The organism is Paenibacillus xylanexedens, assembly GCF_017874615.1.
Lineage (GTDB): Bacteria > Bacillota > Bacilli > Paenibacillales > Paenibacillaceae > Paenibacillus > Paenibacillus xylanexedens.
The window spans coordinates 1-21,175 of record NZ_JAGIKV010000035.1; the positions used below are offsets into that span (position 1 = coordinate 1).

Sequence of the window (21,175 nt, forward strand, 5' to 3'; positions counted from 1 at the left end):
GTCTCCTGGTTATAGTAGTCATCCCGGTACAGGAACGCTACGATGTCGGCATCTTGCTCGATCGAACCCGATTCCCGCAAGTCACTCATCATCGGGCGTTTGTCCTGGCGTTGCTCGACTGCCCGACTGAGTTGGGACAATGCAACAACCGGAACATCCAATTCACGAGCCAATTGCTTCAAAGTCCTTGAAATCTCGGAAACCTCTTGCTGTCGATTCTCAGAACCTTTTCCCTGACGACCTGCGATGAGCTGAAGGTAGTCGATGACGATCATCCCCAGTCCTTCTTGCTTTTTCAGGCGACGACACTTCGCGCGGATCTCGTGAACAGTAATACCCGGCGAATCGTCGATACGGATATTTGTTGCACCCAGGATTCCGACTGCTTCAGCAAATTTTGTCCAATCGCCTGAAGCAAAATCGCCCATCCTCATGTTACTTGCGTCGATGTTCCCCTCAGCACATACCATCCGCTGAACAAGTTGAGCTGCCGACATTTCTAAGCTGAATATAGCTACAGGTTCGGTATTCCGAATGGCCACGTTCTGGGCAATGTTCAGAGCGAAAGCCGTTTTACCTACTGATGGTCGAGCAGCAACAATAATCAAATCACTCTTTTGCAATCCGGCTGTAATACTGTCCAAATCGGTGAAGCCTGTTTGAATACCTGTGACTGTACCGTTCTTAAAGTTGTCAAAACGAACCTCAGCAGATTCCACAACTTCAATCAACACATTTTCAATGCGTTTAAAATCCTGTTTTGGTGCTGCTCGATCAGTTAATTTGTTCTGTGCTTGTTGAACGCTAGACATTAACTGCGACAGTTCGGTTCCAGCAGCTGCTTGTTGTATCAGAAGCATATTCGTCCGGATCAGCTCCCTGCGAACTGCCATATCCTGAAGCTGTTCGAAGTAATAACCGGCATTTGCGGCAGTAGGTACTCCCCCCGCCAACTTAGCAAGGTAACTCACTCCACCGATATCATCCAGTTCACCTTTTTCCTTCAAGCTTTCCGTTACTGTAACCAGATCGATCGGATTTTGCCCTTCAGCCAATCCTGCAATCGTTTTGTAAATTAGGCTATGGGCCTTATCGTAAAACGCATCTGCAGTGAGGATCTCTGCATGTTCCAAAGCTTCCACTGACTTAAGTATCAATGCACCCAGGGCAGCCTGTTCAAACTGCATACTGTGGGGCAGGTTATTTTCTATGTCGAAGCTTTGCAAGTAACTCATCCTTCCATCCCGGCGGCGGCGGGCAAGCTTTAAGAGCCGCTGCTTCTCTCTCCGCAAAATATGTTTCTGTTAAATCTCGCATTCGTTCACGTTCAATCTGTTCGCCAAGTCTTCCGCGGATCTCCGAGATGGTCGGCGGCCACTTTATAGTCTTGATATGCTGATCCAAGTTTTGAATAGCTGCTTCATACGGAAAATCTTGAAGATGCTTGTAGTGGCGATCCACATTCTCCTCACTGTCATCGAAAGTCGGGTATTCGTCGGTGATCGCCATGAACAATCGAATAACATCAGCCTTTTCCACGGGCTTCCTCCTCCCTCAGCCTTTGTTCTAAACTGTCCCTCTTTTGTTGCCTTAACGGTTGCTGTCTCCGACCACTCGGTACAGAACCTGTTGTAACTGAAGAACCTTTCCTTGCTTCGAAAGCATCGTCCAACGCTTTGGCTGCTTCAAATGTTTTGGCCCCAGACCTCAGATAATCTCCAAGGATCTTGGTAATAAGGGTGAACCTGTACCCTGAAGCAGCCAATGCTGCACGTTCCATTGCACGTATAACCACAGCCTCGTCCATGTTGTCCTCATCGATGTAAACGATAAGTTGCTGTGCTTGGAATGGATTGCATTCAAATCCAAACACTCGCTTGTGAGCCGAGTAAAATGATTCATACTCCGGATCAGGTGGTCGATCAATTTGATTCTCGTCTGCAGTAGCAGATGATGAAGCAGAAGAAGAAAGAAGAAGATCTTTTAATACAGGGTCTAAAATTTGTTCCACTTTTCGTTCTACTTGCGGAATGTGGTTTAATTTTTGTTCCGCTTTGTCACCTACCCCGTCAAAGTGGTCTAGTTTTTGTTCTACTTCCTGTCCTGCTTCGCTAGAGTAGCTATCCAAGTGGTTCAAATTTTGTTCCACTCCGACACCCAGCAGGTCAAATTCGACGCTGTAATCTCCTTTTGATTGCCCTCTTGGTGGTTGAATGTAAGCAATCAATCCTGCATCAACGAGCTTTTTTCGATGAGCATTTAGCGTACCTTTGTTCGTAATCCCTGTTTGAACCATGAGATCCTTATTGGTCATTTTCCACGCCTTACGCCACCCAAGCTTTGCACTGCGTCGCCATAAGGCAATCATTATTGCTATCCCTTCAGGACCAAACTCTTCCGGCCCGCCAATGGCTTCAAATTGTTCCAGAAGCCCGGAAAGGGTCGGTCTGGCTGTCTCGGTCACTTGCGTCTCCCCCTCCCGTAGCAGCCGTGATTTCAGTTCCATACACCAATGTTATTTCTGTTGAACAGCGTAAACAGCGACATCGAACTTGCTTTCTTTACCTGTAATTTCTTGAATAACCGTTTGTATTCCATGTCCGAATTGTGCAATTAGATCGTTGATTGCATCTGGCATTTGGTTCGGTTCAGTGGTAATAGCTGCCTGTGCTCCCAATGAAAAAGCAACGTCTCTTAAATGGGATTCGATAGCTTCTGGCCCTTCAATTACAGCTTCCTCAAACATCTTCTGGAGCTGGTTAAATGTCGCTTTTCTGCTGGTCTGTGTGCTATTGTTCATTCTGATTGCTCCTTCCTAATCCAATTCGAACTTGTTTTTGGACCCTTTCCCATGCATCAACGTATACAGCTTCTGGATCATCATCGTCATGTAAGTCAACAACAATGCTGGCTTCCACTTTCAGACTTTGGAAATTGCCCAGGTTCTTCGTATATGAAGCCCCAACAGAGACTTGCTTAACAGTTGCCATGTATCATCGACCCTTTCTATTTTGTAAGAATACATGCGGATACTTGGCCCGCTTTACTTCCCAATCAGGGTACCCGCGTTCAAAATACGCAATGGTTTCACGTTGAAAGGCTGCCTTGTCTGTATCGAACAACTTCCAAATCCGATCCCCCATCATGCTCTTCAGGAGCGGCTTGCCTGACAGATCGTTGATATCGATCACCTACCCGCTACATATACCTGTTTGCCTGTGAGGGCTGCTATTTCCCGTTTGAACATCGCTTCATCTGAATTGTTGTCTGACAGGTGAAGCAAGTGAATCTCTTGCACATGCCGCATGTCGTTCGCTCGGATGAATTCCTTCACGTTCTCGAGCGAGAAGTGCGAACGCAACAATCTATGTTTCATGACCGCCGGCACATGGCCAGCGGCGATATTTTGATTAAGGATCTGGATGGAATAATTGCACTCAATCATGATGTGAGTAAGTGCGGTAAAACGATGCTTGATGTAATAGGTATCTGTTGCAAACAGAAGCTTGTCCCCTGCTGTATTAGCCAAGAGGAACCCCAAGGGCTCCGCTGCGTCATGCTGAACATCAAAGGGTAGAATTGACCAGGTACCAATGGTGAATGGCTCAAGTGCCGATACACGCCGCACACGATGACTGTCTATCCCTAAAGCATCAGCAGTGCCGGAACTGGTGTATATGTCCACTCCTGCCTTGATCAGATCTTTGACAGCGATGCTATGGTCACCATGTTCATGAGTTACGAGACATCCGGACAATGATGACACCTGAAATGCAAGACCACGCTGAATGTCCTTATAGCGCAACCCTGCATCCAGCAGCAGGGACGTGTGGCCGTCCGTGATTCGGTAGGCGTTACCCGCGCTACTGGAGCCGAGGGAAGTAATCTCGACCATCAGAATCCAGGTCCAGTTCCACCGGAAGTATCTTCATCACCGAAAGTCATTTCAGGCTGTCCATCACCTGAAGGTTGATCGTCGTTAGGAACATCATCCAGGTGTGGCGGGGTAACATCGATTACGTCACGATTTGCATTCGCTCTAATCTCTTCTGAAACCTCAGCATCTGACAAGTCGCTCTCTATCTGTTTCAGGCGCAGATAATCATCGTCTATCTTCTGTGAGTCAATGGTGATATCGTTGTGTGCCGCACGATAAACGGTCTTCCAGCACATTTTTTCGTGCCATCCTTCCACCGTTTCCTTGCCCACCTTCTTCTTATTCTCCCAAACGTCTTTCTCTCCGCCCCAGAACTCAACACTCGCTTTTTCTGGTTTACGTTTTTCAATCTCCTTGAGGGTCATCATGACTAATTTATTTTTTTGAGGGGTTTTGATAAAAGAGTGAAAATAAAATCCGCCAAGGATAGTCCCACGGTCAAAAGGGTTTTTGATCTCAAATTCATAACTTTCATGTGGGTGGTTTGCATCTTTCTTAATAGGTGCAAAGTAATCATTGGAGTAAACCAGTTCAACAGTTACATGGTCAGGAACTTCCAATCCGTATTTCACTGATTTGAGTTCAAGGCCCCGGTACCCTTCGATAAAACCGATATCGTATTTACCTGTATTGTTGTTTTTAAAAGGGATCAAGCTAATATGATTCGGCTGCGCTGGATCGAAACCAATACGAGCATAAGCAACTACATCGCGTGACAACTTATCCATGTTCACGTTCGCCCAAGTCATAGGAACAGGATCACGATACTGGTCAGATTTTTTCAGACGCTTTTCTTCTGCAGTCTTCAACACTGCATCCAAAGCAATGAAGTAATTCTGAGCAAGGCGCTTCTGGAAGTTGGTAAGAGCAACCTCGCCAACGCTTGAACCAAATTCAGAAATGACTTTGGTCATAAAGCGCTCAGACTGTGTCGGCTCTGTTTTAGCAATGGCTTGCTCCCCTGGTTGGGGAGCTTGTTGTTTTTCTGTACTCAATTAAATCGCTCCTTTTGCTTGTTTAACTGTTTGAATTGCTGCATCAAGTCCTTCTGCAAAAATCACATCATCAGGTTTTTGAATTCGCAGTATTTTATCGTCTTCAGATACCACCAAACGGATCACTTGTGCATCTGTATCGATGAGCTGCGTCACGGCTTCGGCATTGTCTACGAAGATCGGTGCTGAGAATCCGTAATGCTGTCCAAGCGTATTGATGATGTCCAAACCTACGTTGATCCGAGCAGCGTTGTTCAAACCGCCCTCATACGGAACGCCGTTGAACAACGTCTTGCAGACATCCTTCAGACCACCATTGATCTGTTCCTCAAAGAGTCTGAACCGGGCATATTTGAATTTGCTATTGATCTTGGATTCAAGAAGCGACACTTTCGTTCGTGTGAACTCTTCTGTGAGGTAGAGCTCGTGTTCCAGCTTCTCAAACTCGCCTGCAAGCTTACGCTCCTGTTCAGCCAGCTCAGCGATTCGTTCCTCAGTTGCCTTTACTGTCGCCAGCTTCGCTTTGTCCGTTTCCAAGTCTTCCACCTGTGAGCGGATCAACCGGATCTCAGCTTGCACTTTGCCGATAGCATCCGCGGAAGAAGAACGAAGCTGTTCAATCTCAGCGCGGACTTGTTCTCCTTCGCGTTGCTTGGACTGGTACTTGGTATTGTCAGCCGGATCAGCAACATTCGTTCGCAAGCTCTGCAGGGTTGCTTCTGCCGCCGTAACTTCTACCGCCTTCGATACAATTTCCTCCTGCAGCTTGGCCAACTCGCTTTCAAGTGTCTTTAATGCTTTTTCAAGGTCTTTCTTCTCTGCTGCTGCAAGTTTACCGTCAGCACTTATTGCTTCCAGACGTTTGGACTTGTCCAGATTAAATGCTTCAAGCGCTTTGTCCTTTGCCGACTGGACTTGATCCTCAGGAAGTGCTTGTCCGCATGTAGGGCAGTTTGCATCATGCTCGTGTTCGTGTACCGGATATTGGAGACTATCAAGGGAAGTCCATTCTGCCCGCAGCCTTGTAACCTGGCTATCAGCACGAGTGATCTGTCCTTTATAGCGTTCTTCCTCACGTTGCCCTGCAGTTAATCGGGACTGTAGTTCAGAAGCCTCACCACGTAATTGCGAAAGCCTTGCTTGTTGCCCGCTTACTGCTTGTAATCCATCTGCCTGAATCACTTGCTTAATTTCAGTCAATTCTGCGTTGATCTCACGCAAGCGGATCTCCTTGGCCGACAATTCACCACCGGATTGAATCCGTTGAAGCTCAGCGGTCTTGGCATCAACTCTACCGCGCATCGTTTCAATGTCCTCCTGCAGAAGTTCAGCATCCAGGTCGGATACGTCTGGCATGCTTCGGTGGGCTTCATCGATGCGAACCGGGATCTTCTCCAGTTCCTTGTTGATCTCAGTCCGACGAGCTGCGATGACCTTGCGGTGATCCTCAAGGCTTCGATCTCCAAGAATGTCAGCCAATGGCGCGAGTTGCTTGCTGCTTGCAATGATTTCGGCATCCGTCATTTCCCCACACACTTCCAGAAGCACTTTGCGACGCGCATCCGGTTTAAGAATCTCGTTAAAGTAAGAAGGACTTGTCAGCAACTTGAAGATGTCTTCACTTATAAGTCCATCGACTTCGGCCTTGTACTGTCCTTGCTTAATTGGAACACCGTCCACATAATAATCTGTTGTATGACCACCAAATTCTGCCGCCGCTTGCCCCCGCTTACGCGTCCATTTCTCGGCAAAGACCTTTTTGAAAGAACGGCGACGACGGTCAACCATCAGGATTGCTTCAACCTCATGTTGCAGGCCGTGCTCAGCAACTTTTCCGGCTTCATCCAGACCTTTGATTTCAAAGTCCGTGCGATTTTGGCTGTCTTTACCGAACAGCGTCCATACGAATGCATCGAACAACGTTGTTTTGCCTGTGGCATTGTCACCGTAAGCAGAAACACTGCGACCGTCAGCTTCCAGTACGAAATCCCTTAAACCTTTGAAATTGCGAAGAGTCAGGGAAGTCAAAGTAATTTGTCTCATGCGCTCTTCTCCTTTGATTTGAAGTGCTGGCTGATTGCATCCGCTACAGCCGCAAGTTGATCGTCATCGGCCATCAGTTCAACGGAACCAAATGTACCCGAGACGGAAAGTATTGCTGGCGTGTAGTGCATCGCTGGTTTAACAGCAGCGTCAATGGTTTGAGCGGATAAGTCGACAGTAATAGCAGTCGTTTTACTCATAACGTCCTCCTTGTTTGGAACGGTCACCCATGGTAAGATGACCGTGTATCCATATTTAATTTTCAATGTTCTGAGATAGCCCGCTGCAACGGGCTATTTTTCGTTTTCCGGAACAGGTCCGTCTTCTGCAATCGTCTTCCATTCAACGATGACTGGAGCGTTCTCAACATTAGAAATCAGTTCCCCATCTTCATCCAAAACGTGATATTCCGAATGAACATGATCCTCGTATTCCAAACTCATGTTCTTAACCTCAATAACCTCGCGACCTTCAATCTCGGTACCGACCTCAAACACACGAGTCGGGTTACTGACTACGGTCAGCCGATGAATAATTTGCACGTGTTATCCTCCCTTCATATGTATTGATGCGTCAGCCGCATCTCACCGCCAACGGAACGGGAGTTGGTTATGAAACCCGTCCCGCAAGCAGTGAGACAAGGCCGACAATGGCCTGTCCATAACTTGTATCGTTAAATCTTCTCAATCTCCGCTACAGCCTGCGCCATGTATTCTGGCGGCAACTCACGCAAGGTTTCAGCAGCGTTGTGCCAGCGATTAAAAATATCTTCTCTCGCCTGCCAAAGTGCTTCAAACTCAGGTTCCAATGGTGATCCTTCATAAGATGAAACAGCAGCTGTGTTCTCTCTGAAGGCTTTAGCGGATTCAACGTAATTAACAATGATTTGGATGTATAATATATCTTTCATACCGATTCCCCCTTGCGCTTTGACTCGGGAGACGATAAAATAAGCAGCACAAGAGACTTTAAACGTGTTCTCTTACCGAGTGTCCGCCCTGCCAGGCGGGCATTTTCTATTTCTGCTTCTGCGAACCGGATCATCCGGTTAAGATATTCCTCTGCATTATTCATCTTTCCAGGCAACATTCTTTCAGGCTGCTTCCGAATCAGTTTCAAGTTATGTAAAGAATTTTTCCCAGCTTGCAACGCTTCGGCTGCCAATTGTTCACGCGACATTCGTTTATCCCCCTATCAATCTTTGAATCATGCTGATCCCGTCCATGCCGTATAGAAATGAGACAACAACTTCCCTTGCTCCGGTTATTTCAGCCCAGTGCATCATCGTGTTCATGTCCGGAATCTTATGATCCTTTTCGTATTTCGAAACACAAGCCTGTGTACGATGGAGCTTGTCCGCCAATTGCTCTTGGGTAAGCCCAGCTCGTTCGCGACAAGCTCTCATGATTGACCCAAACTTCATTTCCAACCGTGTTCACCTCCCCTCTCGGATTATTCCAATTTGGAATGGGAATGCTGTTAACAACGGATTATGATTGTCTCATGAGCTTCCCCGCTCGTGATCCCTTCATTGCCCGCCAGCCGGTACAGCTCGGCGGGTTTCTTGTATCTTGCGGATCATTGCTTCAGCGTCCTTCTTGAGTCGCTTAAGTTCTCGTTGCGATATTAGATGAGGATTCTTACATTGAATTTCGAGTGACAACGTGTAATCAATTGCTTGATCTACCGTCATTTTCTTCAGTTCGGACCGGATGGCGACGGCAGATATGAAACATGCTCGGGATGTGCTTTTGATCCAGTAAAATCTCATATGCTTGTCCTCCGTTGGAAGCCTAATCGGCTTCGCTTTTCTGGTTTTGCAGAATGTCCCAGCCTACCTCGTGCATTTGCCTGATCACTTTAGCGATTTGACTAGGTGTTTGTACAATGAAGTCATCACAGATATGAACAGTGGTTTCTCCAAATTTGTAGGTCTCAACAACGTTTCCTGCTGGCAACTCTTTAATTTGGATCGACATCGGCATATCCCTCCCAGGATTATGTTTATGCAGATCGAGTTGTGGGACAGCCATTGTATTTTTGCCTCCTTACTGGATATATTGAGTTTAATCAGCTAGCACCTTTTCTCTTTGTACACTCAGCTTGTACTCTTAGACCGAAAAAAAGAGTGTTAATATCTTCACCCAGAATTTCAGATATTCTGAAAGCATCAGAAAGGGTTGGATTTGAATAACCATTCTCCCAGTTACTAACGCTTGCTTTAGAATATCCAAGCTGAGAAGCTAATTCTTCCTGTGTTAAACCCTTTTTCCGCCTGGCAGTCATTAAGGCTTCGTTCTTCATGTTTTCACCTCTTTTGTACACCAATCTTGTACTTGTTGTCTTGATTATAAAGTACAAGATTGGTGTATGTCAACACAAAAATACAATATTGGTGTACATAATTTATTTAAATCAATAATAAAGGTACAATAAACTTGTACCTTAACGTTAGGAGGTAAGCATGTGTTCCATGGAGATCGTCTGGCGTCTCAAAGAAAAAGCAAACGACTAACTCAAGAAGAGTTAGCCGTCAAAATCAATCTTACTAAGGCTGCGGTCAGTAACTATGAAAATGGTCATAGTACCCCATCCAATGAAACATTAGTTGCAATAGCTGATGCCCTTGATGTTGATACTGACTATCTATTAGGAAGAACTGAATCTCCGAGAGAAGAGTTATTATCTTCAAAGCCTGACCTTGCTGAAGAGACGACTGAGTATGTACTTAAGGAATTAGTTGAGAAATACAAAATTGATTTAACCGATTCAAACAAAAGGGATACCTTGGAGAAAATGATTAAATTGGTTTATGAGGATCTTTGATTATTTATTGATTTTATTAATTGCTCTTTAATGAAGAGATAAATTTCAACTGATTTTTCCTTTTTGAGTTCAATAACCAAGGAAGTTTGTTTTTTAAATTCATCATTCATAGGTGTCACTTCCGTTCTTATTTTCTCTAAAATGCGAACATGTGTTTCTCTTTAGCATAATACTAACATGTGTTCGTATGTTTGGTAAATGCTTTCCACAGAACAAATTAGGTCAATTATTTAAGGAGTAGCGCGATGCGGTATGAACCGGATCGTTGCCGCTTAAAAGAATGGTATAAAAGGAAACGAATTTCGCAACGTGATTTGCATATTATCACTGGTATTGCTGAAAGCCAATTAAGCCAATATGCGAACAACAATCAAACAATGACATTGGGTACAGCACATACTATTGCCAAAGCAATGAAATTGCATGGCCCTCAAGCATTGTATACGTGGCGTAAAATCGTAGAAAGTGATTAATTCTTTTAAGCTGCAGCGGAGGAATCTTTCCTCCCGATCCGGATAAAACTTTATTAGGTAGTAAAGTTTTAGGGACTCATCTTTGCTACCTTTAATATAGATCACCCCTAACCTGTAACATCTTATGTTATAGACTTATAGTCCTGATATTATCATGGAGCAATCGCAAATACTGTCGAATAAAAATTGACCGTTCACCCCCAGTGAACGGTCAAAGTCCTTTGAATTTATATACATTTCGGCGTGTTACTTTTACACCCTCTGATTTATGCTTTTTTGTCGAAATATAGCGTTTTATTTTCTTCACAAAATGTCCATATTCTATCGGTGTTTACAATAACCGATTTTGAAGCTTTTTCAAAGCCAAATGGGGCAAATAAGCGTTCATATTCAGCTAAGTTTCTTAAAGGTCTGCCTCGTCTAGTTTTTGTTCTTATTTCAATCTCATCATCTTGTACAACCATGGCCACAATCTCATCCAAACTTACAACTATAATATTGCCCTTTGGGCTCATTATTGGTAGCAACACCATCACCTCGTGTCTATCATGTACAGAGTGATGTTCATATATACCAATACATAACTGAGGTGAATAAATTGAAAGAAATGTATGCTTTGTTCGTCATAGTAGGATTAGCTATTACAATTACATACTTATGCTTAGCTATGTCTGCCTATGTAAAACAAACTGGAAAAGCTAAAATGCGATTTATCGTTTCAGGGGTATTCGGATTGGTCTTTATTGTAGGGATACTCGGAACCGCAGCGGGACTTCCCGAACAACAGCCAGAGTCATCAGCCGAGGTAACAAAAACTTATACTGAAGAAGTGGGTTTACCTCAGAGTAAAGAACCGACTCTCATTGAACAAGCCAAAAACAAAAGTGACAACGAACAGGATTCGAACATTACAACTGAAAATAGAAAAATAATATATTCATTGGATATTACACCTGAACAGTTTCAAATGAAGTTTAATTCCTTACCAAGAACAGAAGGATTTGAAAATACCACAATTGAATCTATTACACTCGATACAGCAGCTGATGCTTCTAATAGTTTTCAAGAGCCTCTATCCTACAATGTTGATGTTTTTGCTTTAGTCAACAAATCTGATGATACCATCGCTTATATTCAAGTGGCTTTAAAACATGAAGGAAATGATCGTGATAAGGATATTTTTACACATACTATTCCATTATTGATTTCTTCAACAGTTCCAAGTGTTTCTGACAGTAAAGTAGAAGAGATTTTAATGAAAGCGATAGATAATCTTTTTAGTGATACTAAAGGAATAGAAATCCTTGATGGGGATTACATCTTTAGTACAAGCAATACTGCCTTTGCAAGAATCTTTAGAATTTCAAAAGAAATAAACTGAGCCCTCCGGGGCTTTTCTTTCACATCAATAACCGAACACATGTACTGATTCATATTTAGCCATAATCAGCATATATAATAATTAAGGAGGCTTGGCCATGTTAGACGAACAATACGCAAAACTAACATCAAAACTTCAAGGGCGTTTTTGTATGTACCTAAGGAAGTCTAGGGCAGACATGGAAGCTGAAACCCGCGGGGAAGGCGAAACGTTAGCAAGGCATGAAAGACATCTATTTGATCTTGCAAAAAGATTAAAGATAAATATATCAGAGGTTTATAGAGAAATCGTCTCAGGTGAAACCATTATGCAGCGCCCAGTAATTCAGAACATGCTACGTGAAGTTGAAGAAGGTTTATGGGACGGCGTTCTTGTCATGGAAATTGAAAGGTTAGCGCGTGGAGATACCATCGACCAAGGTATTATTGCTCAAACATTCAAGTACGGCGAAGCTAAAATCATAACGCCTGTTAAGACATTTGATCCAAACAATGAATATGACGAAGAATATTTTGAATTTGGCTTGTTCATGTCTCGCCGTGAATATAAAACTATTAATCGCCGGCAACAGTCAGGACGAAAAGATTCGGCCAAAGAAGGAAATTTTATAGGTAGTACTCCCCCGTATGGTTTCCAACGAATCAAGCTTGAAAAACAGAAAGGATGGACTCTTGAGCATCATCCGGAACAAGCGCCTATTATCAATTTAATATTTGATATGTATGTAAACCAAGGTGTGGGTATGGGTCTAATCGCTAGAAAGCTAAATCAAATGTCCATTCCCACTATGCGAAATAGCCAATGGTCTGTGGCTACATTGAACAGCATTATACGAAATCCTGTCTATTATGGCGCCATCGCTTTTCAACGGAGACCGGAAAAGAAAGTACGCAAAGACGGAATTGTTCGCAGAACCCGCCCTCGCGTCGATCGGAGTGAATGGACACTTGCTGAAGGTAAACATGAAGGTATAATCACAAAGGAAACTTGGGAAAAAGCTATAGAAATATTACAAGGAAGAACTCATCCTCCTGCGCCCAAAGGTGTTATTGTCAACCCGTTAGTTGGTTTGATAAGATGCGGGATGTGCGGCCGTTTAATGGTGCGTAGACCATACAATAGTCCGGAACGACCTCCAGGACTAATTTGTCAAGCCCCTACGTGCAATAATGTTAGTTCCCCTTTGGAAATTGTTGAAGAAAAAGTATTAGAAGGTTTAAAGATCTGGTTAGAAAAATATAAGGCACAGTGGGAATCAAATATGCCACAAAAGATTCCTTCAAAGAAGGAGTCAGCGTTGCAGATAAAGGAAACTATCGTACAGGATCTTGAAAAAAAACTGCATGAACTACACGAACAAAACAACAATTTACATGACCTACTAGAAAAGAAAATATATACTGTAGAAGTTTATCTTGAAAGGTCTCAAACACTTGCTCAGCGGATTAATGAAGCAGAGGAAAGCAAACGGGTTGCTTCTGAGGAACTGGAGCTGGAGAAACGAAGACAAGCAGCCAAAGTGGACATTATCCCAAATGTGGAACATGTGCTGGACGCATACTCACAAACCACAGATGCAGAGCAACAAAACAATTTGCTCAAGTCCGTACTCGAATTTGCTGTCTACACCAAAACAATAAAAGGCCACTGGTCTAGACCAGAAGCTATTAGCAATTTTGATTTAAAATTATTCCCTAAACTCCCCCGAGTTTAGGGTTTATAATTGATAACTAGGATGTACTGATTCTTCTGCACATCGTAGTTATCTATCATAGAAGAATAAAATCCACTGCCAAGCATATCTATTTTATGACCTTGCCGCCGAAGGGAGCATTATTGATGAGTATGAATATTTTCGCACCAAAAGGATCTAAAGTTCGTTTTGTGAATAGAGGTGGATGGGATGGTGAGTACGAACGAGCTACTGAAGTTTTAGATCATGGAAAGGTTTATACGGTCAGAAGGATTAATGTTTATCAATCTTCTTCTGAAGTTTTTCTTGAAGGAATCAATCAGAGTTTTAACAGTGTCTTTTTCGAAGATGTATATGAAACCGAGGATGGAATCGATTATGGTCGCATCCGTGAACTGACGAATGTGCCATTTACTGAGTATGTCAGAGACAAAATAAAGGCCGCATTAGCTTGGCGAGTACTGGAACACTGCTTTATATCGGTAGATGACTTTGACTGCGATCCGAACGATCCAGATGCCGACGAGCCTGATGCTCCTGTAATAGTAATCGATGTTAAAGTTCGCGGAGCGCTATATACTTTCTGGTACAACACCGATTCAAGAGAGTATAATCATTCGATTCTTGGTGAGGATGTCGTGAACAGATATCTTGCGATCACCAAAGGACATCGACCCGATCTTCCTGGTGTTTATGTCTATAATCCTACAGAAGAATAATCATAAGAAAAGAGACCGGACAATTGAACCGGTTTCTTCCTATTTATATGCTTGCTTTTATGATCTCTTCTATCTTAATCCAACTATAATCCTCGTCACCACGTTCAATTTTGACTCTCCTGTTTGGTTTGTCAATTGATGTAATGACACCCCGCAGCTCCTCGTCATCAAATGGGCTGAACACAGTTAACGTTACTGATCTGCATTTCTGGTACGATTCAAAGATAGCTTCTTCAATGAGCTGCATTTCTTGTTCATCCAACACCGGCTTTCCTCGTCTTTTTTGCAGTTCCATCTCAGCCAAATACGCCTCTCGGTGTTCGGGCAAAATCATTCTGGAACCTTCGTAAACGCCGTTCGCCGTCAATTTGCTTGCCACGTTGCATTCCTCCTCAGTATTGAGTCCAATAGTCCGTATTATTGTTATTGTTATTGTTGTAAGCGGGCGCAGGTTTAGGGTCCATCTTAGGTTTCTCCGATTCTCGTTCCCAGCCTTCCAATATCACTATGTGGGCAGAGTCAGACCTGTCCTCCCAATGTATGTATGCCGCAGCCACAAGAGCGTCCAGAGCAGCCATAACATCCGGCTTCCCCTTACCAGTCTTAACCGTAAGTTCATGGATCGTTGGTAATCGTCTGCGGCCGCTACTGTAATTAAACAAGATCCTTAGTACTTTCCGTTCGTAATCAGTCAACATGTTTATGCCCCCTGTGCTGTCGTCATGATCGGATGGCATGCCAGTAAACCGGATTCCTTAAATGTCCGCGGTTGCCCTGACAATAGATCATCAGCTTTGATCATCCCGGATCGTATGCTTTTGACCTGGATACGACGTTTCGTGATCTTTCCGCTTTGATCCTCATAAATGATTTCAACTAACCAACCCAAGTATTTCACTGGCATGTACATCCCTCCAATAAGAACGTTTGTTTGTATTATATGCGAATGTACGTTCGTTATTCAACATGAAAAAAGCTCCATCCGCAGATTTACTGCAAGATGAAGCTTTTCCAAAACCCTTCAAAGTCAAAATTCGTTGCTTCGATACGCTTATAAGTATTTTTGTAAAGATAGGTAAGGTGTCATTTTCACAGCATTTCTTAACAGTTCGATAACACCCTTAGTATGTGCTATTCTCGGATTTGGAGATAGAATTGGGACTAAGTCATCAACCAGTTCTTCCAATGTAGGAATTTTCACAGATGGATCTTTCTCGGCCGCAAGATTTGCTCGAACACATAATTTTAATACATTCTTAATTGAATTATACTGATCAACGTTTAGTTCATTTGCAATCACCCAATCCCACAATCGATATTCCTCGGGATCTACAGCAATTTGCCGTAGGAGCGTAATGTATAGTTCCAATCTTTCCACTTTCTCTTCTAGTGATTCGTTTGGCATAGTATTATATTACTCCTTTTTATAAGAACAACATTACTACATTAGCAATTCTATTAGCCACTGAACTGCTAATAGATCCTTGAGCTACGCCCATAATAGCTTGTACAATGGCATTTTGAACTTGTTCTTCAACCGCATCACCTAAAGAAGCTAAGAAATCCAATTCATTAGTAATATTCCAACTTGCTTCATCCCAGGCATCTTTCAGTTTATCGCCAGGTAAGAGATCACGAATTGTATCCGAGTTATTCTTTACGAATTTGGACAATGCCTTAATTGTAGCGGCTGCAACCTTTGCCTTACCTTGAATTTCAACATTATCGTTACCAGGGGCTGCATTAATAGTTTCATTTACAATAGGATTTACTGAAGGCGTTGAAATAGTAGTTTCAATATCAGTAATGATTTTTTCTTGTGGCAAACTAGAAGCAAAGGCACCGACCGATGTTCCTACCATCATAACACTAGATAATGCGAAAGCAACTCCAACTTTCCACGCTTTGTTCAACAAAAATATCACTCCTTAATTGGGATTATGTTACATTTTTTTATAATATATCAATTCACACACTCTATCAACCACATATTGTAAATAATTGTGTATATTTTGTTAAAATGGAAATGTATTCTTTTCTATATCACGCAAAAAAAAGGAACAACTGGATTACTCCTGCTGTTCCTTTTTATATTCAATCAATTGCGTTATATCGGTAAGTTCTAATGCCACCATGATTTTATTCAAGTTCTCAGGTGACCAAGCTTTGGACTTGTTTTCGGCCATATCAGATACAGTATTCCATCTGATTCCTGTCATGCTGCTTATCTGTCGAGGATTCAGCCCTCGTTCATTCATAAGTTCATTTAATCTCAACCTAATCATCGTTATCACCTCAAAAAGATCATACACCATAACACGAAACATTTCAACGATTATCGTTGACATTCAACGAATTTCGTTGTATAATTATAAATGTAAGGAGGTGAACAACAGCAATGAAAACATTGGATTGGGTCTTGCTCCTAACAGCTATAGCAAACATGACGACGGCCATCGTCAATATGCTAAGTACCACCGCTAAGAGCAAGAAAAAGAAAAAAGGAACCAAACGACGCGCACCACGCAAACGTTAAAAGTTCCCGAGTAGGCGGCTAACACAGCGCCTGCTCACCCCAATCTTATCATAAACGGCAATTAAATTTCCACTAGGAGGGCTTAGGATGAACATCGCAATTTGGACCATCGCATTAGGTGGGCTCATCATCTCAGTCATTGCTTTAATACTGTCGGTCTTAAATTCCAGAAAGTAACAGAAGGGTTGGATTGGGGATGACAATGCCTTGGAAGTATAATAGCGCAGGGGATATAACGTATATCTATATATCTGGAGCAAATAAATATTATCAAGCGGCCCGGATCGTCAAACGTTTACTTGGTCGCAAGGCTACTGCTGAGCTTCAGACAAACAAGAACCGGACACGCTGCCTGATAAAAATATATATGTAAACAAAAAAAGCCTTCCAAAGGAAGGCTTTTATCTTATTTTACTACTTTTAATAATTGCAACAAATACTGTCCTTTGATTCTATCTGCATCTTCTGAATCCTTTTCCCGTTTCGAAAATTCAACAAATCCGTTTCGAGAATAAAAGTTTTTCAAACTTTCGATGTCTTCACATTCGAGATAAACAATTCTCCCTCCAGCAATTTGTTGAATTTTGGCTATATTATCAAGTGCCATCTTCAATAACTCATCGCCAGATAAGTGTTTATTCAAACCATCAGTAAAATTTTTTCCTAACTGTGCAATCAATGGAGCCGGCATAACGTAACCCTTGTTATACGAATCGCGCGTTCCAAACTTTGCAATTCTTTTCCTTAAACTGTTAGATAAATTATTGTCTTTTACTGATATAAACTTGTTTGTGAGTGAATAATAACCAATCAATCTTAGTTCTCCTTTATATTGCATGAAAACCAGATGAGTTTGAGTTATTCCTTGTTTAGCAAACTCCAACGCACGAGACTTAAGAAAATACTCGACATCCTTGTTCATTGGACATGAAAAACCAGATATAATCTTGTTTGCAGAGCTATCGCCAAGTTCTTTGATCAAATCAAGCAAAGGAATTTCAACGTAACCTTTGATCAAAGGTCTTTAAATATCTCCCTAATCATTTTACCTCTAATTTCTCTATGTTGCTTCGAAAAAGAGACCTCTACACTTCCCTTTTTATCTGCATTTTCAAGTGCAGAAATCAACTTCTGGCTGTTTTTCTTACTGTCGATTGTAATACTTTTCATAATACTACTCGTTGCCATGTTGTTGACCTCCTTTCTGCCTTTGATATTATATGTAAATTCCTTTGCTTTATGTGCCACATTTGTATCTCATTTGTATCTCATTTGTACCTCATTTGTACCTCATTTGTATCTCATTTGTACCTCATTTGTACCTCATTTGTACCTCATTTGTACTGCATTTGTACTGCATTTGTATGTCGTTTGTACCTCATTTGTATCATATTTGTACATCAAAAGTAAACTGCATTAGGCGAAATAATTGACTATTTCATGAATTCAAAAAATGGAATACAACATGTAGATTTATCATATAAATACAATCAACATATAGGTCACCTCCTTTCTGAAGATAAACTTGAAAACATACCGAATAACTAATTACCCTTATTTCTTTTTCATGAATTGTTTTTCTTTTTTATAGGTAAGCTAATAGTAAAATAAAATTTAGAACTATGGCGACGGGGAATTGTGTTTTTTTCGGATGATTATTGGTGGGTTAAACAAAAAAAGGACTCCACCAGCGTTATGCCAGTGGAGTCCTTTTTACCGATGCTATCGGATTTGTTCCTATATTACCACAATTATCCTTCTGTTTCAATCTGTTTCAAACGCTTGTCCAGGTCGGTGACATTGCCATTAGTCGTTGCAAACAAGGCAAGGAAATTTTTCCTGAGCCGATTAATGACTACTGCTGTTTCTTCCCTCGTGATATGCGCCCCTGGACGTGTCCCGTCAAAATATCCATTGGCTGTAACTTCTGCCCATGCCGCTTCTGCCCATTTACTCGGCACATTGATATCTCTTTGTGACACTGGCTTGTCCTCCTTAACGGGCGCTTGCCCATAATAGTTGATTAAGTATTGTGTCGGCTCTACAACTCCCGCTTCTGTGGCCGTATAACCATATTGCGGACTGAAGGCTTCGCGAACTTCATAATGCAAATGAGCCCCACTGCTGATCCCTGTACTGCCTTGCTTGCCGATCAGTTGCCCACGTTTGACTTGTTGGCCAACTTTTACGCCTGCAGCTGATAGATGGGCGTAAACGTGCAAATAACCTTTGCTATCCTTAATGGCAACAGTTACACCGTAATTACCGAAGCCGGATCCGGACACACCCATTTTAGCGTGAATGACCTCACCAGCTACAAAAGCATAGATGGGTCCATCCGCAGGTGTGACAACAAGATCCACACCCCTATGAAACTTATTGATGCCACTCACTGGATGCTTCCGCATACCAAATGGGCTTGTGAGCCGATAACCGTCGAATGGATTACTCATGTCTGGCTCCCTTCCATATCGTTTCTTGATATCCGCCAACGATCCATTGAACTCATTCAGATCCACGTTGCCGGCAATGCCCGGTACCTTACCTGAGTCGCTATATTGCCATATGGTCCAGGTCTTCCAAGCTGGCTGATCGTCTGGAACACGAGTATTACTGTAACGTGCAATCCATAGATCATAACCGGATAGGCCAGTATCAAAATTGCCTGCGAATGAGTTGCCTGTATAGATGATCGGTTTGATGCCTGTTAGCCGCTCCAGCTCAGTAAGAAATGCTTCGGCTACAATGTTGATCTGTGCCTTGCTGATCCCTTCAGGATTGTTCTCGTAGTCCATCACAGGCGGTAACTGCAATGCTTTGGCCCCGCCGATCTCCTCGAGGGATTTCGCGTAATGAACTGCTTCAGCCTTTGCTGCAGCTGCCGATGTAGCCCGCAAGAAATGATAAGTACCAACCATCAATCCAGCCGACAACGCCCCCTTAACGTTGGCCGTGAAATTCGGATCAGTGTATGTCTGACCTTCCGTAGCTTTGATAAATACGAATTCCCGCTTGTCTGCCTTCACCTGAAGCCAATCAATCTTGCCCTGGTAACGGGAAACATCGATCCCTTGAACGTTACTGTCTTTTCTTTGTTGCATCGTAATCACTCCTTAAACTGCAGGCTTTTGAGTCGTTGCATCTGAGTCTTCTTTCGGTGGATCTGGCAGGTTTGGATTAGATGGCACTTCGCTTTTGGATTCGAAGATCTTAACAGCGTTTCTCAAAATATCAGGCATAGGGACACCCATGCGTCCCAAGTTTTCTGTGATAGATAAGAGCTCATTCGCTAAATAGAAGAAGATAACAGCATCTTGAATGATTCCTGTACCTCCGGTCACGATAATATCTACAAAATGCGAAATGGTAACCACTAAAAAAATGGCCGCTTTCCGGGCAATCCCTTCAAAACCTACACGGCTGCGCAGCTCATGTTTGATCCAAGCTGCGGCCCATCCAGTCAACCAATCTACAACAACAAAAATCAGTAGTATATTAATCAAAATTCCCCAACCTCCATAGAGGTACCCCGCGCCAGCCCCCACAACTGCGGATACCATTTTAATGACACCAGACATCCCCTCGTTCATGTCGTTTCCTCATCTCTTTATAATGTGAAATCCACTGACCACTCCAGACACAACAAAAAACACGTTCCGGATCCGGACGTGCTGAACTTTCTATATTCACCTCACATATATCTCTCAACACTCCGGAATAAAATTCCGGCTTCATTTTTTATTACCTCTTCTTCGTTCTTTATATGAAAAAGCCCCTGATCGCTAAGTGAAGTAAGTTTCTAACAAAGCACTATCAATCCATATACCGCCACCAGTAGCCGTGGTGGATACACCTCTCATGTACAATCCAAAAGGCATGTTCAAGTCCAAACCATTCGCTGCAAAATCTATCGAAGGTTGATTAGAAAAACGATACCCATCACTTTGTTGAGAATTGATGGTGATTCCATTCAGTTTCCCTTTCACAAAATCGACCATGAACATAGTCAGTCTATTAGGGAAAGCAAGCAAGTCCAACGCGACCCCGCTATTTGTGGAACCTGTTGTATTTCTTAATACTAAATGAGGCGTAGCATACACACTATCAAAACTCATGATAGGACCCAATTTCGAAAATGCTGTCAACATGCGAATACCTATCGGGATATCGAATAGGAGGATATCTCTTCTTGAATTTGGAGACACTGTAGTATACGGAACATAAATTGTTCGATCATTGCTCGTAACAGGAAATACATTCGGCCCATCAATCAAGTAATTGTCTATCAAGTAATTATCAATTAAAGGCATACATTCACCACATTTCATTAGAATATGCCCTCCAGTTGATCAGAGGGCATAAAAATAGCGCTCCGATTTCGGAACGCTTTGTTACGCAATATTGCCGTTTTGATCCATTCCAGTAGCTTCGAGAGCCGCTTTCACTTTGTCACGATTGCCGCCAGCAGTAGGTACATCTTCAATTTTTATTACACCTTTATGAATCATAGCCACGTATACAGCCAACATATTCTCACCCCCCTCCATGATCTTACTGGCCATTCGGATCAGC

At 42.7% G+C, this 21,175-nt stretch carries 36 protein-coding genes; 6 read left to right on the forward strand and 30 right to left on the reverse strand.

All coding sequences use genetic code 11. From position 1 onward, the window contains the following. The 17 genes from dnaB to J2Z28_RS28805 all read right to left on the reverse strand — a co-directional run. Positions 1-1,235: replicative DNA helicase (gene dnaB / locus J2Z28_RS28725; RefSeq protein WP_244988590.1), on the reverse strand; the 1,235-nt coding region annotated here is incomplete at its 3' end. Then, the gene (locus J2Z28_RS28730) at positions 1,201-1,539 is read right to left on the reverse strand and encodes a replicative helicase loader/inhibitor (RefSeq protein WP_074092989.1); all 339 of its coding nucleotides are present in this window, start codon (positions 1,537-1,539) and stop codon (positions 1,201-1,203) included. The genes J2Z28_RS28730 and dnaB, both read right to left, overlap by 35 nt. After that, positions 1,526-2,464, reverse strand: a complete 939-nt coding sequence (locus J2Z28_RS28735) for a DnaD domain protein (protein WP_211085443.1) — start codon at positions 2,462-2,464, stop codon at positions 1,526-1,528. Before J2Z28_RS28735 ends, J2Z28_RS28730 begins: the two co-directional genes overlap by 14 nt. A gap of 51 nt (positions 2,465-2,515) precedes the next feature. Beyond that, complete coding sequence (locus tag J2Z28_RS28740) at positions 2,516-2,800, reverse strand: hypothetical protein (RefSeq protein WP_211085444.1); 285 nt, start codon at positions 2,798-2,800, stop codon at positions 2,516-2,518. Continuing rightward, positions 2,790-2,990, reverse strand: coding sequence for a hypothetical protein (locus J2Z28_RS28745; protein ID WP_211085445.1), 201 nt, complete (start codon positions 2,988-2,990; stop codon positions 2,790-2,792). The genes J2Z28_RS28740 and J2Z28_RS28745 overlap by 11 nt, the downstream gene beginning before the upstream one ends. Positions 2,991-2,993: 3 nt before the next feature. Further along, on the reverse strand, positions 2,994-3,191 hold the full coding sequence (locus J2Z28_RS28750) for a hypothetical protein (RefSeq protein WP_211085515.1): 198 nt from the start codon (positions 3,189-3,191) through the stop codon (positions 2,994-2,996). Beyond that, a complete protein-coding gene (locus J2Z28_RS28755) occupies positions 3,188-3,895 on the reverse strand; it encodes an MBL fold metallo-hydrolase (protein WP_211085446.1) in 708 nt (235 codons plus the stop codon). Before J2Z28_RS28755 ends, J2Z28_RS28750 begins: the two co-directional genes overlap by 4 nt. After that, positions 3,895-4,932, reverse strand: coding sequence for a recombinase RecT (locus J2Z28_RS28760; RefSeq protein WP_244988591.1), 1,038 nt, complete (start codon positions 4,930-4,932; stop codon positions 3,895-3,897). The genes J2Z28_RS28755 and J2Z28_RS28760 overlap by 1 nt, the downstream gene beginning before the upstream one ends. Further along, positions 4,933-6,975 (reverse strand): AAA family ATPase, encoded by a 2,043-nt coding sequence (locus J2Z28_RS28765; RefSeq protein ID WP_211085447.1) that lies wholly within the window; start codon positions 6,973-6,975, stop codon positions 4,933-4,935. After that, positions 6,972-7,175 carry a hypothetical protein gene (locus J2Z28_RS28770; RefSeq protein WP_062319452.1) on the reverse strand — a complete coding sequence of 68 codons (204 nt, stop codon included), beginning with the start codon at positions 7,173-7,175 and terminating at the stop codon, positions 6,972-6,974. The genes J2Z28_RS28765 and J2Z28_RS28770 overlap by 4 nt, the downstream gene beginning before the upstream one ends. Before the next feature lie 93 nt (positions 7,176-7,268). Next, positions 7,269-7,517, reverse strand: coding sequence for a hypothetical protein (locus J2Z28_RS28775; RefSeq protein ID WP_211085448.1), 249 nt, complete (start codon positions 7,515-7,517; stop codon positions 7,269-7,271). A 131-nt stretch (positions 7,518-7,648) separates the two neighbouring features. Then, entirely contained in the window at positions 7,649-7,885 is a 237-nt protein-coding gene (locus J2Z28_RS28780; protein WP_211085449.1) for a hypothetical protein, read from the reverse strand. Then, positions 7,882-8,154 (reverse strand): hypothetical protein, encoded by a 273-nt coding sequence (locus J2Z28_RS28785; protein ID WP_211085450.1) that lies wholly within the window; start codon positions 8,152-8,154, stop codon positions 7,882-7,884. Before J2Z28_RS28785 ends, J2Z28_RS28780 begins: the two co-directional genes overlap by 4 nt. A gap of 4 nt (positions 8,155-8,158) precedes the next feature. Then, entirely contained in the window at positions 8,159-8,398 is a 240-nt protein-coding gene (locus tag J2Z28_RS28790; RefSeq protein WP_211085512.1) for a helix-turn-helix domain-containing protein, read from the reverse strand. 105 nt (positions 8,399-8,503) lie between these two features. Then, positions 8,504-8,746 carry a hypothetical protein gene (locus J2Z28_RS28795; RefSeq protein WP_211085451.1) on the reverse strand — a complete coding sequence of 81 codons (243 nt, stop codon included), beginning with the start codon at positions 8,744-8,746 and terminating at the stop codon, positions 8,504-8,506. Between the two features lie 22 nt (positions 8,747-8,768). Next, complete coding sequence (locus J2Z28_RS28800) at positions 8,769-9,008, reverse strand: hypothetical protein (RefSeq protein ID WP_211085452.1); 240 nt, start codon at positions 9,006-9,008, stop codon at positions 8,769-8,771. Positions 9,009-9,045: 37 nt separating this feature from the next. After that, positions 9,046-9,279 (reverse strand): helix-turn-helix transcriptional regulator, encoded by a 234-nt coding sequence (locus tag J2Z28_RS28805; RefSeq protein ID WP_211085453.1) that lies wholly within the window; start codon positions 9,277-9,279, stop codon positions 9,046-9,048. A 162-nt stretch (positions 9,280-9,441) separates the two neighbouring features. Between J2Z28_RS28805 and J2Z28_RS28810 the strand changes: the two genes are divergently transcribed. Both J2Z28_RS28810 and J2Z28_RS28815 read left to right on the forward strand, forming a co-directional pair. Next, a complete protein-coding gene (locus tag J2Z28_RS28810) occupies positions 9,442-9,801 on the forward strand; it encodes a helix-turn-helix domain-containing protein (protein WP_211085454.1) in 360 nt (119 codons plus the stop codon). A 245-nt stretch (positions 9,802-10,046) separates the two neighbouring features. Next, positions 10,047-10,274, forward strand: coding sequence for a helix-turn-helix domain-containing protein (locus J2Z28_RS28815; RefSeq protein WP_211085455.1), 228 nt, complete (start codon positions 10,047-10,049; stop codon positions 10,272-10,274). Positions 10,275-10,540: 266 nt separating this feature from the next. On the opposite strand, the gene J2Z28_RS28820 is transcribed toward J2Z28_RS28815, so the two are convergent. After that, entirely contained in the window at positions 10,541-10,789 is a 249-nt protein-coding gene (locus J2Z28_RS28820; RefSeq protein WP_211085456.1) for a LytTR family transcriptional regulator DNA-binding domain-containing protein, read from the reverse strand. A gap of 83 nt (positions 10,790-10,872) precedes the next feature. On the opposite strand from J2Z28_RS28820, the gene J2Z28_RS28825 reads away from it, so the two are divergent. The 3 genes from J2Z28_RS28825 to J2Z28_RS28835 all read left to right on the forward strand — a co-directional run bounded on the left by J2Z28_RS28825 (position 10,873) and on the right by J2Z28_RS28835 (position 14,067). Continuing rightward, positions 10,873-11,655 (forward strand): hypothetical protein, encoded by a 783-nt coding sequence (locus J2Z28_RS28825; RefSeq protein ID WP_211085457.1) that lies wholly within the window; start codon positions 10,873-10,875, stop codon positions 11,653-11,655. 97 nt (positions 11,656-11,752) lie between these two features. Next, positions 11,753-13,369: a recombinase family protein gene (locus J2Z28_RS28830; RefSeq protein ID WP_211085458.1), complete on the forward strand. Its 1,617-nt coding sequence runs from the start codon at positions 11,753-11,755 to the stop codon at positions 13,367-13,369. A 125-nt stretch (positions 13,370-13,494) separates the two neighbouring features. Then, positions 13,495-14,067, forward strand: coding sequence for a hypothetical protein (locus J2Z28_RS28835; protein WP_211085459.1), 573 nt, complete (start codon positions 13,495-13,497; stop codon positions 14,065-14,067). Between the two features lie 43 nt (positions 14,068-14,110). On the opposite strand, the gene J2Z28_RS28840 is transcribed toward J2Z28_RS28835, so the two are convergent. The 6 genes from J2Z28_RS28840 to J2Z28_RS28865 all read right to left on the reverse strand — a co-directional run bounded on the left by J2Z28_RS28840 (position 14,111) and on the right by J2Z28_RS28865 (position 16,352). Further along, a complete protein-coding gene (locus J2Z28_RS28840) occupies positions 14,111-14,446 on the reverse strand; it encodes a YolD-like family protein (protein WP_211085460.1) in 336 nt (111 codons plus the stop codon). 13 nt (positions 14,447-14,459) lie between these two features. Continuing rightward, positions 14,460-14,765 carry a hypothetical protein gene (locus tag J2Z28_RS28845; RefSeq protein WP_211085461.1) on the reverse strand — a complete coding sequence of 102 codons (306 nt, stop codon included), beginning with the start codon at positions 14,763-14,765 and terminating at the stop codon, positions 14,460-14,462. A gap of 2 nt (positions 14,766-14,767) precedes the next feature. Beyond that, positions 14,768-14,971, reverse strand: coding sequence for a hypothetical protein (locus J2Z28_RS28850; protein WP_211085462.1), 204 nt, complete (start codon positions 14,969-14,971; stop codon positions 14,768-14,770). Between the two features lie 147 nt (positions 14,972-15,118). Continuing rightward, positions 15,119-15,472 (reverse strand): DUF1878 family protein, encoded by a 354-nt coding sequence (locus J2Z28_RS28855; RefSeq protein WP_211085463.1) that lies wholly within the window; start codon positions 15,470-15,472, stop codon positions 15,119-15,121. A 19-nt stretch (positions 15,473-15,491) separates the two neighbouring features. Further along, complete coding sequence (locus J2Z28_RS28860) at positions 15,492-15,983, reverse strand: hypothetical protein (protein WP_211085464.1); 492 nt, start codon at positions 15,981-15,983, stop codon at positions 15,492-15,494. A gap of 153 nt (positions 15,984-16,136) precedes the next feature. After that, complete coding sequence (locus J2Z28_RS28865; RefSeq protein ID WP_211085465.1) at positions 16,137-16,352, reverse strand: helix-turn-helix domain-containing protein; 216 nt, start codon at positions 16,350-16,352, stop codon at positions 16,137-16,139. A 113-nt stretch (positions 16,353-16,465) separates the two neighbouring features. Between J2Z28_RS28865 and J2Z28_RS28870 the strand changes: the two genes are divergently transcribed. Further along, positions 16,466-16,603 carry a hypothetical protein gene (locus J2Z28_RS28870; RefSeq protein ID WP_211085466.1) on the forward strand — a complete coding sequence of 46 codons (138 nt, stop codon included), beginning with the start codon at positions 16,466-16,468 and terminating at the stop codon, positions 16,601-16,603. A gap of 406 nt (positions 16,604-17,009) precedes the next feature. On the opposite strand, the gene J2Z28_RS28875 is transcribed toward J2Z28_RS28870, so the two are convergent. The 6 genes from J2Z28_RS28875 to J2Z28_RS28900 form a co-directional block, all read right to left on the reverse strand. Further along, positions 17,010-17,621 (reverse strand): GNAT family acetyltransferase, encoded by a 612-nt coding sequence (locus J2Z28_RS28875; protein WP_211085467.1) that lies wholly within the window; start codon positions 17,619-17,621, stop codon positions 17,010-17,012. Continuing rightward, on the reverse strand, positions 17,618-17,791 hold the full coding sequence (locus tag J2Z28_RS28880; RefSeq protein ID WP_211085468.1) for a hypothetical protein: 174 nt from the start codon (positions 17,789-17,791) through the stop codon (positions 17,618-17,620). The genes J2Z28_RS28875 and J2Z28_RS28880 overlap by 4 nt, the downstream gene beginning before the upstream one ends. Before the next feature lie 563 nt (positions 17,792-18,354). After that, the gene (locus J2Z28_RS28885) at positions 18,355-19,704 is read right to left on the reverse strand and encodes a GH25 family lysozyme (protein ID WP_211085469.1); all 1,350 of its coding nucleotides are present in this window, start codon (positions 19,702-19,704) and stop codon (positions 18,355-18,357) included. Between the two features lie 12 nt (positions 19,705-19,716). Continuing rightward, positions 19,717-20,193: a phage holin family protein gene (locus J2Z28_RS28890; RefSeq protein WP_211085470.1), complete on the reverse strand. Its 477-nt coding sequence runs from the start codon at positions 20,191-20,193 to the stop codon at positions 19,717-19,719. A 192-nt stretch (positions 20,194-20,385) separates the two neighbouring features. Further along, positions 20,386-20,931, reverse strand: a complete 546-nt coding sequence (locus tag J2Z28_RS28895) for a hypothetical protein (protein WP_211085471.1) — start codon at positions 20,929-20,931, stop codon at positions 20,386-20,388. A 63-nt stretch (positions 20,932-20,994) separates the two neighbouring features. After that, positions 20,995-21,132 (reverse strand): hypothetical protein, encoded by a 138-nt coding sequence (locus J2Z28_RS28900; RefSeq protein WP_211085472.1) that lies wholly within the window; start codon positions 21,130-21,132, stop codon positions 20,995-20,997. Positions 21,133-21,175 lie beyond the last annotated feature (43 nt).